Genomic DNA, 14,843 nt, shown 5'->3' with positions numbered 1-14,843 from the left:
ATGGATAAAAACTATACACATATTAACGACGATTTACTTGCAAAATACTTGCTTGGGGAAGCCACTGCGCCTGAAAGTGAGCAGGTTGAAGCGTGGGCAAAATCAAACCCCAATCACCTCAAACAATTAGAAGATTTTAGAACGATATTGGAGAAAAGTAAACTGCAGATTGATCCCCAGATTGATGAGCATCAGGCTTTAGGTCGGTTAAATGCCCGTTTAGAAACCGAAAAAAAAACGATCAACTATACATTCATTTTACGATGGGTGGCTGTGGTATTTATATTCTTTAGTGCCGGCTTATTTTTCTACAATAATTTAATCGGAAATAAAATAAATGTAAATAGTGGCGAAAATACTTTAACGCAGGCATTGCCTGATGGTTCCACTGCAATCCTGAATAAACAATCTGAACTCTCTTTTGTAGGTGGATTTTTTAATAAAACCCGCAATGTTAAACTAAAGGGCGAAGCTTTTTTTAAAGTCAGCGCTAATAAGTCGAAACCGTTTATCATTAGTGTTAATGATGTTCAGGTAACTGTTGTAGGCACCGCATTTAATGTGAAAAGCAATGGGGCAGCTGTTGTGGTAATTGTAGAAAGTGGAATCGTTAAGGTAAACAACCGAAATGATAGTGTGCGTTTAACCGCAGGAGAGAAAGTAGAAGTAAGTCAAAATCAGCAGCATTTATCTAAAGGAGAAAATCAGGGTAAATTATATAATTACTATTATTCGAATGAATTGCTTTGTGATGGAACGCCGCTTATCGAATTAGTTGCCGTACTTAATCAAAAATTTAAATCCAATATTGTTATTGAAAATCCTGCATTAAAGATGCTTCCAATTAGCACAACTTTTAAAAATGAATCGCTTAAAGAAATCCTGACAGTAATAGCTGAAACTTTTAAAATACGGGTTGAATATGGGCAGGACAAGATTAAACTTAAATAAGAACCAATGCGTACGCTCAAAATTACTGTTCTTTTTCTCTTTATTTTCTGTTGCTTGGTGCGGGCTCAATCGAATTTGTCCAGAAATATTTCTCTCAATATCGAACGACAAAAATTGAGTGCTGTATTGGCGATGATAGAAGAGAAAGGTGGCTTCAGGTTTTCTTATAACAGCAATATATTGCCGGTTGACAGTTTGATCAGTATCCACGAAAACAACTTAAATATTGCCGAAACGCTGGATAAAATATTAAATCATAGGTTTGAATACCGCCAATCGGGTAATTTTGTGATAATCAGGTATGCACCGCTCGAGCTGGTTTTGTTAGTTAACGAATCGCTTGGTAACCCCGAACTTTATACCATTACAGGCCAGGTTGTAGATAAACAGACCAATAAACCAATCCAGGATGCCAGTATTTACGAACGAAACCTGTTGGTTTCCGAAATATCGGATGGGAACGGTTATTTTTCGATGCGGTTAAAAAACATTACACAACCTATATCGCTAACGGTAAGTAAAGAAAATTATAAGTCTACCGTTACCCATTTTCTGGCTGAAGTGAACATTACCAATAGAAAAGAAAATCCAGAAGAAAGGTTCATCAGTGGAAATTTGGGCGATGTAGAAAATACCTGGCTCGGTAATGCTTTGGTTACCGCACAACAAAAAATACAGTCGATCAATATCGGCGGTTTTATTTCAAAGGCTCCCTTTCAATTTTCGCTTATCCCGGGTTTAAACTCTCATGGTTCGTTGAGCGGACAGGTGGTGAACAAGTTTTCGCTTAATGTTATAGGGGCTTATAGCGCAGGAGTAGATGGGGGTGAAATTGGTTTTGTTTTTAATATTAACAAAAGTAATGTACAGTATTTTCAGTTTGGAGGAGCATTTAATTTAGTTGGTGGAAACGTTAAGGGCGTTCAAGTTGCAGGTTTATTTAACGATGTAAAGGGCGGTGCCGAAGCGCTACAAGTTGCAACTGGATTTAACCGTATTGGCAAAAACTTTAGTGGGGTTCAAGTTGGTGGCATTGGCAACTCGATTAAAAATAATTTTAATGGTGCACAGTTTTCTGTTGGTATTAATGTAATAGGCGATACTTTAAAAGGCATTCAGGTTGGCGCTTTTAACCTGGTTAACAAAGAAACAAAAGGTGTACAAATAGGAGTGGGCGGGAACATTGTAAACGGTAGAACCAGTGGAATACAAATAGGTGGCATTGCCAACATCGCTAAAGAAAGTAGTGGGATAAATCTGGCCGTGCTTACCAATTTTACCTCACTAACTGCTAGTGGATTGCAAATTGGCGCAATTAATTATGCCAAAAACTTAAAAGGCGCCCAAGTTGGGATATTAAATGTTTCAAATGAAAATGATGGCTATTCAATCGGGCTCATCAATGTTGCTTTAAAAGGTTATCATAAATTTAGTTTCAGCACCAATGAAAGCACTAATTTTAATGTAGCTTATAAAGGTGGCAGCAAACATTTATACAATATGTTAATGTTTGGCACGAACAAAAAATCAGCTGAAAAAATATATACCGGCGGTCTGGGTTTTGGTAAGGAAATGAAATTGTTTAAAAGCATTTCTTTAAACCCTGAAATAAGTTCTCAATATGTATATCAAGGCACTTGGGATTACCTCAATCTGTTGAATAAATTTGAGCTGCCGATAAACATCCGGTTAAATAAATGGCTGGCCATACAAGGCGGCCCATCGGTTAATATTTATTACACTAAACAAAACACCAGGATCGGTGAATTTGGTTTATTGCAGGAAAAACATCAAGATTTCTCTTTTAACAATTCGAGGTATACCGGTTGGTTGGGGTGGAATGTAGGGTTGGTTGTTTTGTAGATACTAAAAGACCTATAAGGTTTTTAAAACCTTATAGGTCTAAATCTATGAACCCCTCTTTTTGATGAAAGGCTATAAACTCTTCAATTCCCCCGAACCAATCAAAAACAGCATTTCGTTCAAGTTTTGAATTTTTATTGATCGAAATTATTGAGTTGTAAGAAGAATAATCCCAATCCGATGCTGATTTGCAAAAGCCATGATGCACTGGGTTTTGGTGTATGTAATTAATTAACCTAGAGAAATAAAATTCATCCTTGATTTCTTTTCTTCGAGTGAAGTCTAAAAATAAAGCACCTTTTCTATTATGTTGTTTGTTGAATGCTTTGGCATAACTATTTAGAAAATTGCTGAGTTGTTGCATAATAAATTTATGGAAATCAAATTCATCATCATCATTTTTTGATAGCAGTCTGATTGCCTTTTCATCCCTCACCTGTATCAATACATGAAAATGATTAGGCATTAAACAATAACTAAATGTTTTAGCGATAGGGGATATGTATTTTTCATATCTGCTTAAGAAAAAAATAAAATTATCATGCTTTCTAAAAAGATTCTCATCTCCTACAGCGTGATTATAGATATGGTAAAAATTGTCGGGATGAAATTTGTCGAAATATTTCATGGCAATTTTTTTATAAATATAAGAATCCTATAATGTTTTTAAAACCTTATAGGATTTAAAATCTAAACTGCCAACTGAAAACTCTCAGCTGATTAATGATCAAACTCACCAATATTTTTCGCCGATTCCTCATCAGATACCAGTTTCCTTACTTTCTTTTTATCTAGCCATAATACCAGGGCTGGTAATAAAGTTAAATTGAAAATTAAAGCTACCAATAGGGTTATGGATAGGAGCAGGCCCAATACTACCGTTCCTCCGAAGGTAGATGCCGTAAAAATTCCAAAGCCGAAGAATAAAATTAAAGCGATATGCGTCATGCTCACGCCTGTTTCTGTAATGGTATCGGTAATCACTTTTGGTACGCTGAAATTGGTCAGGTTTAATTCCTGCTGATAACGGGTTAAGAAATAAATGGTCTGATCGGAAGCTAAACCAAAGGCGATGGTAAAAATTAATATGGTTGAAGGTTTTAAAGAAATTCCAAAATAACCCATAATCCCTGCGGTAATAATTAAAGGAACAATGTTTGGTAGTAAGGAGATAAACATAATGCCCAAACTTTTAAATTGTGCCAACCTTAAGAGAGAGATCAATACGATAGCGAGGGCAATACTTTCAACCAGATGCTTTAACATATAATCTGTCCCTTTAGAAAAGATAATGCTCGATCCCGTAAGTTCTACATCAAATTTAGATGGAGGCAAGATACTATCGATACGCGGTTTTAATTCGGCCATAATGGCGTCTAAACGTTTTGAGCCAACATCAGCCATTTGAAAACTGATCCTTGTACTTTGATTACCCTTGCTGATAAAGTTGGTTAACAAACTTGCATTTCCTTTACCGCCATTGGCGATGTAGGCTAAAATAAAATTCTTTTCCAGATTGTCGGGCAAACGGAAAAAAGTAGAATCGTTATTGTAAAATGCTTGAGTAGCATATTTTAGGCCCATATTTACCGAAATAGAACGCGAAAACTCCGGATAGGAAGAAATCATCTTTTCCAGTTTTTCCATTCTTTTCAGATTGGTTAAATTGAAAACCCCGTTCTTTTTCTTCGTATCTACACTTACTTCTAAGGGTAAAATACCTTCGAAATTTTTCTCAAAGAATTTTAAATCCGTTAAAATCTTCGAGTTTTTAGGCAGGTCATCAACTACATAACCATTAACATTGATTTTCATCACACCAATAAAGGCAATGATGGATATGATAATCGTTCCGATATAAATCAGCCCACTTTTGTGCTGCACCAGCGTATCGGTTTTAACTAATAATTTATGCAAAAATCCTTCTTCAATGTGGTTTTGTGCTTTAAGTTTCGGTGCTGGCAAATAACTGAAGATAATCGGGATTAGACATAAACACATTAACCAGGTAATCATTACGTTTATTGAGGCTACACTGCCAAATTGCATCAATAACTCACTTCCTGTAAAATACAATACACCAAATCCAATGGCTGCGGTAATGTTCGCAATTAGCGTGGTAATGGCAATTCTTTCTATGGTTACGCTTAAGGCACGTTGTTTATCGCCGTCTTTTCTAAGTTCATTCTGGTATTTATTCAACAATAAAATACTGTTTGGAATACCGATAATTACAATAAGCGGTGGAATCAGCCCTGTTAAAATAGTCAGTTCGAAACCAAATAGTACCAATGTGCCGATACTCCAGATCACACCCATCACAACTACTAAAATAGGGAAGAATACGGCATAAAATTTCTTGAAGAAAAACAATAAGATTAGCGCAGAAACTAAAATAGATAAGCCCAAAAACAATACGAATTCGTTACTTACCAATTTACTTACCGCGGTACGGATATAAGGTAAACCCGAAATATGCACCTGTATCTTTGTTGTGGTCTGGAAAGCTTTGGCTTTTGCTTCAATTTCTTTTAAAATAGGGTTACGTTCAGCAGTATTTAAGATTTTGGTATCAAAAGTGATGGCCATTAAGGTGGCATTCTGACGGTTGTAAACCAGGCCTTCGAAAAAAGGATTGCTATAAATGGTGTTTTTGATCGAATCCATCTCAGCGTCAGTTTTAACCAAACCACCAGGTAGCGGCTTTAAAACAAATTTTTGGTTTACAGTATCTTTTTCCAGTTGAAAAATTCTGCCTGATGATAAAACCTGTTTAATGCCTTTTAACTTCTGAATGTCGTTAGAAAGCTGGACCCATTGGTTGTAAACTTCTTTTTTAAAAATATCAGGCGATTGTATTCCCACTACCATAACACTTCCATCCTCGCCAAAGGTCTTTTTAAAAGCGTTGTATTTTAAAAATGCGCTATCGGTAACAGGCAGGATTTTACTTCCTGTGTAGGAGAGTTTTACATTTTTGGCCTGATAAGCCATGAAAATTGTGCCCAATAAAAAAAATACGATGATTGCGATACGGTTCTGAAGAATGAATCTCGATAGCTTAACCCACATGTGCAGCTTAGTTTAATAATAATATTAACGGCAAAACTAATCTTATTTGTAAAACGTGATTACTTTTTGCGCAATTAAATTTGCACAAATAACATACTTTTGAAAAAATTGTTTTAATCGGATGTTGCACAAAGTTAGGGGCATTGTTTTAAAGACCACCAATTACAGCGAAAGCAGTGTAGTAGTGCAGGTGCTTACCGATAAATTCGGCATGCAGTCTTATCTCATTAATGGTGTTAAAAAACCAAAAGCGAAGATTAAGATGAACATGCTGCAATCGCTCCATTTATTGGATATGGTGGTTTATCATAAAGCAAATACCAATATTCAAAGGGTATCTGAAGTTCGGCAAACACCTGTTTTTAAAAGCATCCCTTACGATATGATTAAAACCAGTATCGTTATTTTTTTAAATGAGGTGCTTTATAAAAGTATCAGGCAACAATCAGCCGATGAGAGTTTATTCGATTACATTTTTAATTCGATCGCCTGGTTTGATGAAATTGAAGAGATCAATCCCAATTTTCATTTGTCGTTTTTATTAAAACTTACCCGTTTTCTGGGTTTCTCGCCTAATGAGAAAAGGAGAAACGATCAGATTTATTTCGATCTGCAGGAGGGTGAGTTTACTTCCAGATTGCCAATCCACTCCAATTATCTCCTATTAGAAGATGCTATCGGGTTTATTTTACTTTTTAATACACCACTCGAAAAAATTTCTGAAATAAAAATGAGCAATACACAGCGACGATTTTTGTTAGATAAGATATTGGTTTTCTATACCTTACATACCGCGTCGTTCGGAGTGGTACAATCGCACAAAATCCTCGAAACTTTGTTAAGTTGAAAAAAAAGAAAAAAAGATTTGCAGAACAGTTTTATAGCGCTATATTTGCATTCCCAAACGGAGGATGGGACATTAAGTTTGACAAAATTATAAAAGGGAAATTAGCTCAGCTGGTTCAGAGCACCTCGTTTACACCGAGGGGGTCGGGGGTTCGAACCCCTCATTTCCCACCAAGCCTTTCAGTACAACTGGAAGGCTTTTTTATAAAACTTTGAAATACACCCAAATGGGAAATTAGCTCAGCTGGTTCAGAGCATCCCGACATTGTCAGTCGGGAGGGTCGGATCTAAAAGGCCGAGATAATTTTAAAACATTACCAACAGGGAAATTAGCTCAGCTGGTTCAGAGCACCTCGTTTACACCGAGGGGGTCGGGGGTTCGAACCCCTCATTTCCCACAACTAAAGGTCTTCAATATTATTGAAGACCTTTTTTAATTCACATTCCCATCCTAAAAACAGTTGACATCCCGAAATAAATGATAATTATTAAAGATGTTTTATACTTATATTCTTTTCTCCAAAATCCGCGATAAATATTACATCGGTTCTACTGTTAACCTAACGGAGCGGTTAAAGAAACACAATACGAATCATTCGGGGTTTACCGGGCATACCGGTGATTGGCATATTGTCTGGTTCGAGATTTTCGATAGCTTAAGAGATGCAAGAATTAAGGAAAACCAGATTAAAAAATGGAAAAGCAGGGTTATGATAGAAAAATTGATTGCATCAACTGGTTTATAGCACCTCCTTTATACCTAGGGTCGTCCCGATTCGGATCGGGATCATTTCCCACAACTAAAGGTCTTCAATATTATTGAAGACCTTTTTTAATTCACATTCCCATCCTAAAAACAGTTGACATCCCGAAATAAATGATAATTATTAAAGATGTTTTATACTTATATTCTTTTCTCCAAAATCCGCGATAAATATTACATCGGTTCTACTGTTAACCTAACGGAGCGGTTAAAGAAACACAATACGAATCATTCGGGGTTTACCGGGCATACCGGTGATTGGCATATTGTCTGGTTCGAGATTTTCGATAGCTTAAGAGATGCAAGAATTAAGGAAAACCAGATTAAAAAATGGAAAAGCAGGGTTATGATAGAAAAATTGATTGCATCAACTGGTTTATAGCACCTCCTTTATACCTAGGGTCGTCCCGATTCGGATCGGGATCATTTCCCACAACTAAAGGTCTTCGATAATATTGAAGACCTTTTTTTAATTCATATAGAAATCACTTTCCTATTAAGATTTCTAAAAGCAATAGACATCCCAAATAATTAAACAGTTGTTAAAGATGTTTTACACCTATATTCTATATTCCAAAACGCGCGATAAATATTATATCGGTTCTACTGTTAACCTAACGGAACGGCTAAAGAAGCACAATACAAATCATTCAGGTTTTACCGGGCATACCGGTGATTGGCATATTGTCTGGTTCGGGATTTTTGATAATTTAAGAGATGCAAGAATTAAGGAAAACCAGATTAAAAAATGGAAAAGCAGGGTTATGATAGAAAAATTGATTGCATCAACTGGTTTATAGCACCTCCTTTATACCTAGGGTCGTCCCGATTCGGATCGGGATCATTTCCCACCAAGCCTTTCAGTATAACTGGAAGGCTTTTTTATAAAACTTTGAAATACGCCCAAATGGGAAATTAGCTCAGCTGGTTCAGAGCATCCCGACATTATCAGTCGGGAGGGGCGGATCGAAAAGGCCAAGATAATTTTAAAACATTACCAACAGGGAAATTAGCTCAGCTGGTTCAGAGCACCTCCTTTATACCTAGGGTCGTCCCGATTCGGATCGGGATCATTTCCCACAACTAAAGGTCTTCGATAATATTGAAGACCTTTTTTTAATTCATATAGAAATCACTTTCCTATTAAAATTTCTAAAAGCAATAGACATCCCAAATAATTAAACAGTTGTTAAAGATGTTTTACACCTATATTCTATATTCCAAAACGCGCGATAAATATTATATCGGTTCTACTGTTAACCTAACGGAACGGCTAAAGAAGCACAATACAAATCATTCAGGTTTTACCGGGCATACTGGTGATTGGTTTATTGTCTGGTTCGGGATTTTTGATAATTTAAGAGATGCAAGAATTAAGGAAAACCAGATTAAAAAATGGAAAAGCAGGGTTATGATAGAAAAATTGATTGCATCTACTGATTTATAGCACCTCCTTTATATCTAGTGGGTCGTCCCGATTCGGATCGGGATCATTTCCCACAACTAAAGGTCTTCAATATTATTGAAGACCTTTTTTAATTCACCTAGAAATCACCATCCTGTTAAGATTTCTAAAAACAGTAAACATCTCGAAAGGCGTGATAATATCGATCTTCATGCTGTAAAGACCCTGAAATGAATTCAGGGTGACGCACGGATAGGTCTATATTATAAAGAGATCCTTCGTTGTACCTAGGATGACAAAGTGTAGCAAAGAATCCTACTTCGGCTCCCACAACTCAATCTTATTGCCTTCTCCATCCATAATATGGATAAATTTCCCATAATCGTAAGTTGCAATCTCATCGAGTATGGTTACGCCGTTTTCTTTGAGTTTCTCAACAAGACCTTCAAGATGTTGTACACGATAGTTAATCATGAAATCTTTTTTGGATGGCGAAAAATATTCATCCCCTTTTTTGAATGGACTCCATTGAAGTGATTCGATCTCATCAGGATTATTGAGGTTTCTGGTTTCGAAACTCGAGGTACCCCAGGCACTCATTTCAAATCCTAAATTTTTAGCATACCAGTCTTTTGTTTCCTGCGGATTATCGGAAAAAAAGAAAATGCCGCCAATTCCGGTCACCTTTGGAGTGTTGTCTGCAGGTGAAGTTGAGTTGTCTTTTTGTTCTTCCATATTATTTTTTTCTAGTTAGTTGGTTTTAAGTAATGTTATAGTCAATATCGTTATTGTTGGTCTTTCTTATTTGTTTCAAGATAACGGAAAATCACTTCTCCCCAAGTATATTTTTCTCCACAGAATCGGTTGATCTTAAGTTTAAATGGGATATAATTTATATTTTATTTATTTACCATATTCGATTATATATCCGAAATTGCCAGCTGAAAAATTACGGCAAATGTTCGGTAAAGTTATCAGGTTCATTTTCTTTGGAAACTACTTTGTAGGCATTTTAGCTGTTGCCCTAACGCTCGAAGCCACCTTCCAGTTAAGGCTGCCCCTTAATTCATTAAATTACTACCTGTTGCTGTTTCTGGCACCAACCATCTATTATACTTACGCTTACAATAAGGTTTCTACCAAACCATCTGTAACCAATCCGCGCAACCAGTGGTATTTCAAGCATAAAATATTTATCAACAGGAGTCAGGCTGTGCTTTTTATTATTTGTATGCTGTTGGCCATAAACCTGCTTTACCAAAACTTTCAGCATATTATGGGCCTGCCGATCAGTTATTGGGTAGCAATATTCATTATCATCATTGCAGGAGGATTATACTATGGTTTACTGCCCAGATCTTTCCTCAAATTTAATCTGCGCAATACAGGCTGGCTAAAAGCTTTTGTAATTGGTTTTGTGTGGGCCTGCTGTGCCAATGTGCTGCCGCTGATTATGCTTAAAATTGAAACCGGGGTTGGCTATCACGATTCTGTATTGTGGACCTGGCTATTTATTAAAAACTGGATGTTCTGCACCGTAAACGCAATCATTTTTGATATTAAAGATTACCCAACCGATGCCAATAAACATTTAAGAACATTTGTAGTACGTTATGGGCTGCGCAGGACAATTTTCAATATCCTGATTCCATTGTTGATTATAGGGTTAATTTCTTTAGGCATATTTGCCGGTTACAAAGGTTTTGGATGGCCCCAGGTTTTATTTAACGTGTTGCCATTCATTCTCACCATTTACGTGGCCTATTCCATGCACCGAAGAAAAAACATTCTCTATTATTTAATGGTAATTGATGGACTGATCTTATTTAAGGCGATATGCGGAATAATCGGAATGCAGTTTGTGCGATAGGGGTTAATTGTTTAAATCGGTTAACTGGTTAATCGGTGGTATGTCAATTAACCAATTTCAACAATTAAACAGTTAACCAATGAATAACAACTATGATAAAATAGCCGGTCATTACGATACTTTAAGTCGTTTGGTGTTTTTTAAATCGCAGGTGAATGCGCAGATCAATCAGCTTTCATATATTCAGGAGGGTAACAGTATATTAATTGTAGGCGGAGGAACCGGATGGATCTTAGAAGAACTCGCGAAGATTTATTCGGGTAGATTAAAGGTCGTTTATGTAGAAATATCTGCTAAAATGATTGCGCTTTCTCAAAAACGAAATTATAAAAATAACCACGTTGAATTCGTAAACATTGGTATTGAGGATTTTAAAACTGATGTAGTATTTGATGTAATTTTAACCCCTTTTCTGTTTGATAATTTTGCTGAGCAACGCGCTGCAAAGGTGTTTGGACAGTTAAATGAGTATTTAAAGAAAGATGGATTATGGCTCCTTGTCGATTTTTCGCTCAATAAAACCAATGGAAACTGGTGGAAGTGGTTGTTGCTCCGGTCGATGTATGGCTTTTTTAGATCATTGGGTATTGTAGAAGCGCATCAGCTTATCGATGTGAATCCTTACTTTTTCAAAGCCAATTATCTGGTTGTTGAAGAAAAGCTATATTATGGGAGCTTTATTAAGGCAACAATATTCCGAAAATAAAAATGACATTTATTTAATGCAATTGTGTTGCGTTTGTTAATTCCTTTCAGATCTTTGTATCAAAAGATTTAGATATGGATTTTGATGTAATTATAATAGGAGGAAGTTATGCTGGTTTATCTGCCGCATTAACTTTGGGTAGGGCGACCAGAAATGTTTTGGTAATCGACGCTGGTAAGCCATGCAACAGGCAAACCCCACATTCGCATAATTTTTTAACGCACGATGGCGATAAGCCTGCAGCTATTGCTAAAGCTGCCAAGGCAGAAGTGCTGAAATATCCAACAGTCAGGTTTTTGGAAGGGAATGCTGTTTCGGCCAAACGAATAGATGGAGGTTTTAATGTTGGCGTAGAAAACGGCGAAAATTTTACTGCACGGAAAATATTATTGGCCACAGGTTTAAAAGATGTGCTGCCTGATATTAAAGGTTTGGCTGAGTGCTGGGCTATTTCTGCTATACATTGTCCTTATTGCCATGGTTACGAGGTGAAGAATGAAAAAATAGGACTTTTAATGAATGGCGAGCATGCATTTGAGATGGCCAAAACCCTGAATCACTGGAATAAAGATCTAACGATTTTAACCAATGGTAAATCGCAGCTAAGCGCCGGGCAGATAGAAAGACTCAAATCCAAATCAATCAACATTATAGAAGATGAAATTGTTGAACTACTGCACAATAATGGTTATCTCGAAGATGTTCTTTTTAAAAATGGTAAAAAAATAGCCTTAAAGGCGATATACGTTAAATCGGATGTTGAACAACATTGCAATTTCAATGAGCAACTTGGTTATGAATTAACAGATTTAAAAACAATAAAGGTTGATGAACAGCAGCAAAGCACTGCCAAAAGCGTTTATGCCGCAGGAGATTGTGCAACCTTGTTCAGGGCGCTATCTATCATTACAGCTGCAGGAACAATGGCTGCAGTGGTGATGAATAAGGAAATGATTTCTGAAGATTTTTGATCAACCATCGGAAATTTAAAATAAGATTGCGCCAACAATTGTTGCAATAAATATTGCTGCTATTACGATTCTATCGGCAGTAATCCATTGCGCTCTTGTAAGTGGTGTAATAGTTTTTTTTTCGCTTTCTGCTTTGTGCCTGAAAAGCCTGAAAGCTGATGTGTCTAATTTAATAAGCATAGGAATGAATTTAATAGGGTTAATTTTCTTAAGACAAATCCCAAGCCAAAAGCCTAAAAAAATGTTCAATTGTTAATAACTTCTGCTTTTTTGTTATTCGACTGATATTTATTCTTTTTTTAATACAATTGGGTGATAAATAGCCGCTTAAGCTGTATAGAAAATCAAACAGCTTAAGCGTATTATGCATAGTAATGCGCTTAGCTATTGTTCTTCCTTGTTTTGCTGTGCTTTCAATTTACTATTCTTTTTACCGTACCAGAAGTAAATGGCTAAGCCAATAATTAACCACACTGCTAACCTCAGCCAGGTTTCCCAAGGTAGGAATACCATCATGGCAATACAGGTTAAAATGCCTAAAATAGGGATTAAGGGTACAAAAGGGACTTTAAATGGGCGTTTAGCTTCGGGATTTGTCTTTCTTAAGATCAAGATGCCAACACAAACCATCAAAAAGGCCAACAAGGTGCCAATGCTTGTCATTTCGCCGACCACATTCATGGGGACAAATGCCGCAAAAAGTCCAATAAATACACAAAGTATAATGTTCGATTTGTATGGCGTTTTAAATTTAGTATGTACATCAGAAAACATCTTTGGCAATAAGCCATCCTTACTAATGGAGTAGAACATTCGCGATTGCGCCATTAAATCAATTAAGATTACCGAAGTATAGCCTATCAAAATAGCCAGAATAATAGCCTGACTTAGCCATGCATAAGGTGTTTTTTCAATGGCAATGGCTACCGGGGCACCACTGTTGGCAAATTCTTTATAATTGGCCAGGCCAGTCATCACATGCCCGAACAAGCCAAAAAGAACCGTACAAACCACTAGTGATCCGATGATGCCGATTGGTAAATCTCTCGCTGGATTCTTTGTTTCCTGTGCCGAAGCGGCAACAGCATCGAAACCGATAAATACAAAAAAGACTAAGCCCGCTCCACGTAAAACACCACTCCAGCCAAACTGGCCAAATGTTCCGGTATTTTCGGGGATGTACGGATGGTAATTGGCGGGATCGATATATTGCCAGCCCAGGGCAATAAAAACCAATACCACACCAACTTTAAGAAATACAATAATTCCATTTACAATGGCTGATCCTTTGGTACCACGGATCAATATGGCTGTCATTAATACCACCACCAATGCTGCAGGGATATTAATAATGCCATTAACAGTAGAGCCATCGGCAAGTTTAGCTGTTTCGAAAGGAGATAATGTTAACTGAGGGGGGAGATAAATATGCAAGCTGGCCAAAAACTTGGTTAAATACTGCGACCAGCTAATGGCAACGGTAGCACAACCAACAGAATATTCCAATACCAGATCCCAGCCTATAATCCAGGCGAAGAGTTCGCCCATGGTAGCGTAAGAATAGGTATAGGCACTGCCTGCTACTGGAATCATGGATGCAAACTCAGCATAACATAAAGCTGCAAAACCACAGCCCAATGCCGCGATAACAAAAGATAGGGTAACTGCCGGGCCAGAATGATTGGCTGCGGCCAAACCTGTAATCGAAAATAAACCTGCACCAAGCGTTAAGCCTACGCCAATTAAAATAAGGTTAATGGGACCTAAGGTTCTTTTGAGTGTTCCTTCGCCGCTTTCGTTTGCTTCAGCAACAATGCTGGCAATAGATTTTTTCATGAAAATAAGTTAAAACGCTGCAAAATTATCAAAATATATTAAATCTATCGTATTTGTATGCTTAATTTCTGTAAACCTCAAAATTAGATATGTACCGTTTAACTTTAGAGGCCACAAAGCCTTTTTTGAAAATGTACGTGCTGTTTTTCATAGGTACTGTAGTCCCGCCATCGCTTGTAGTCCTCGTTACGCTTTGCTTCACTGTGGGCTACCCGCTCTGTCAGGTTTATTTACAATAGACTGTTCTGGCATTATCCCAAAACCATAAATAGTAGCACTACGCCGCTCCAGCTAAACCTGATAGAACCAAATAGCTCCCGATTTCAAGGCAGGCCAACTTACGAAGTTTAACAGGCACGGGCAGCGCAAACTTCGTAAGTTTAGCACAGGCCCAATCGGGACTATAGGTGATAGCAGGACTGCATAAACCGAAGCATTACAGGACCTTGCTTTTCTAAAAAGTATTGAAAATTTTCATCTTTTACAGAATTAATTCCAAAACACAAAATTTTATTTAAAATTATTAATCTGATAATCAGATATTTATGAATTTACTTTGA

The 14,843-nt window shown here is 37.0% G+C and carries 15 protein-coding genes and 2 tRNA genes; 12 read left to right on the top strand and 5 right to left on the bottom strand.

All coding sequences use genetic code 11. The features are described from left to right. Both ACN9MR_RS19670 and ACN9MR_RS19665 read left to right on the top strand, forming a co-directional pair. Window positions 1-951 carry a FecR family protein gene (locus tag ACN9MR_RS19670; protein ID WP_426326246.1) on the top strand — a complete coding sequence of 317 codons (951 nt, stop codon included), beginning with the start codon at window positions 1-3 and terminating at the stop codon, window positions 949-951. Window positions 952-957: 6 nt separating this feature from the next. Further along, the gene (locus tag ACN9MR_RS19665; protein ID WP_426326245.1) at window positions 958-2,814 is read left to right on the top strand and encodes an STN and carboxypeptidase regulatory-like domain-containing protein; all 1,857 of its coding nucleotides are present in this window, start codon (window positions 958-960) and stop codon (window positions 2,812-2,814) included. Window positions 2,815-2,845: 31 nt separating this feature from the next. Here ACN9MR_RS19665 and ACN9MR_RS19660 read toward each other — a convergent pair whose 3' ends face one another. Further along, on the bottom strand, window positions 2,846-3,442 hold the full coding sequence (locus tag ACN9MR_RS19660; RefSeq protein WP_426326244.1) for a transposase: 597 nt from the start codon (window positions 3,440-3,442) through the stop codon (window positions 2,846-2,848). A 92-nt stretch (window positions 3,443-3,534) separates the two neighbouring features. Further along, window positions 3,535-5,886 carry an efflux RND transporter permease subunit gene (locus ACN9MR_RS19655; RefSeq protein WP_426326243.1) on the bottom strand — a complete coding sequence of 784 codons (2,352 nt, stop codon included), beginning with the start codon at window positions 5,884-5,886 and terminating at the stop codon, window positions 3,535-3,537. A gap of 121 nt (window positions 5,887-6,007) precedes the next feature. Between ACN9MR_RS19655 and recO the strand changes: the two genes are divergently transcribed. From recO to ACN9MR_RS19620, 7 genes are all read left to right on the top strand, one after another. Next, complete coding sequence (gene recO / locus ACN9MR_RS19650) at window positions 6,008-6,733, top strand: DNA repair protein RecO (protein WP_426326242.1); 726 nt, start codon at window positions 6,008-6,010, stop codon at window positions 6,731-6,733. A 95-nt stretch (window positions 6,734-6,828) separates the two neighbouring features. After that, window positions 6,829-6,906: transfer RNA gene (locus tag ACN9MR_RS19645), tRNA-Val, on the top strand. A 149-nt stretch (window positions 6,907-7,055) separates the two neighbouring features. Continuing rightward, a tRNA-Val gene (locus ACN9MR_RS19640) sits at window positions 7,056-7,130 on the top strand. 96 nt (window positions 7,131-7,226) lie between these two features. Then, on the top strand, window positions 7,227-7,478 hold the full coding sequence (locus ACN9MR_RS19635; protein WP_426326241.1) for a GIY-YIG nuclease family protein: 252 nt from the start codon (window positions 7,227-7,229) through the stop codon (window positions 7,476-7,478). A gap of 147 nt (window positions 7,479-7,625) precedes the next feature. Further along, the gene (locus ACN9MR_RS19630; RefSeq protein WP_426326241.1) at window positions 7,626-7,877 is read left to right on the top strand and encodes a GIY-YIG nuclease family protein; all 252 of its coding nucleotides are present in this window, start codon (window positions 7,626-7,628) and stop codon (window positions 7,875-7,877) included. Window positions 7,878-8,043: 166 nt separating this feature from the next. Continuing rightward, window positions 8,044-8,295, top strand: coding sequence for a GIY-YIG nuclease family protein (locus tag ACN9MR_RS19625; protein ID WP_426326240.1), 252 nt, complete (start codon window positions 8,044-8,046; stop codon window positions 8,293-8,295). Between the two features lie 395 nt (window positions 8,296-8,690). Next, a complete protein-coding gene (locus tag ACN9MR_RS19620) occupies window positions 8,691-8,942 on the top strand; it encodes a GIY-YIG nuclease family protein (RefSeq protein ID WP_426326239.1) in 252 nt (83 codons plus the stop codon). A 273-nt stretch (window positions 8,943-9,215) separates the two neighbouring features. Here ACN9MR_RS19620 and ACN9MR_RS19615 read toward each other — a convergent pair whose 3' ends face one another. Further along, window positions 9,216-9,635 (bottom strand): VOC family protein, encoded by a 420-nt coding sequence (locus tag ACN9MR_RS19615; protein WP_426326238.1) that lies wholly within the window; start codon window positions 9,633-9,635, stop codon window positions 9,216-9,218. A 223-nt stretch (window positions 9,636-9,858) separates the two neighbouring features. Here ACN9MR_RS19615 and ACN9MR_RS19610 point away from each other — a divergent pair, with 223 nt between their 5' ends. The 3 genes from ACN9MR_RS19610 (at window position 9,859) to ACN9MR_RS19600 (ending at window position 12,447) form a co-directional block, all read left to right on the top strand. Then, a complete protein-coding gene (locus ACN9MR_RS19610) occupies window positions 9,859-10,770 on the top strand; it encodes a UbiA family prenyltransferase (RefSeq protein ID WP_426326237.1) in 912 nt (303 codons plus the stop codon). Window positions 10,771-10,849: 79 nt separating this feature from the next. Next, window positions 10,850-11,476 carry a class I SAM-dependent methyltransferase gene (locus tag ACN9MR_RS19605; RefSeq protein WP_426326236.1) on the top strand — a complete coding sequence of 209 codons (627 nt, stop codon included), beginning with the start codon at window positions 10,850-10,852 and terminating at the stop codon, window positions 11,474-11,476. A gap of 74 nt (window positions 11,477-11,550) precedes the next feature. Next, window positions 11,551-12,447 (top strand): NAD(P)/FAD-dependent oxidoreductase, encoded by an 897-nt coding sequence (locus ACN9MR_RS19600; RefSeq protein ID WP_426326235.1) that lies wholly within the window; start codon window positions 11,551-11,553, stop codon window positions 12,445-12,447. A gap of 15 nt (window positions 12,448-12,462) precedes the next feature. On the opposite strand, the gene ACN9MR_RS19595 is transcribed toward ACN9MR_RS19600, so the two are convergent. Then, window positions 12,463-12,627, bottom strand: coding sequence for a hypothetical protein (locus ACN9MR_RS19595; protein WP_426326234.1), 165 nt, complete (start codon window positions 12,625-12,627; stop codon window positions 12,463-12,465). A 204-nt stretch (window positions 12,628-12,831) separates the two neighbouring features. Further along, on the bottom strand, window positions 12,832-14,283 hold the full coding sequence (locus tag ACN9MR_RS19590) for an amino acid permease (protein ID WP_426326233.1): 1,452 nt from the start codon (window positions 14,281-14,283) through the stop codon (window positions 12,832-12,834). Window positions 14,284-14,843 lie beyond the last annotated feature (560 nt).

This window comes from Pedobacter sp. R-06 (assembly GCF_049913135.1).
Classification (GTDB): domain Bacteria; phylum Bacteroidota; class Bacteroidia; order Sphingobacteriales; family Sphingobacteriaceae; genus Pedobacter.
This window is presented reverse-complemented; position numbering and strand designations above follow the sequence as displayed.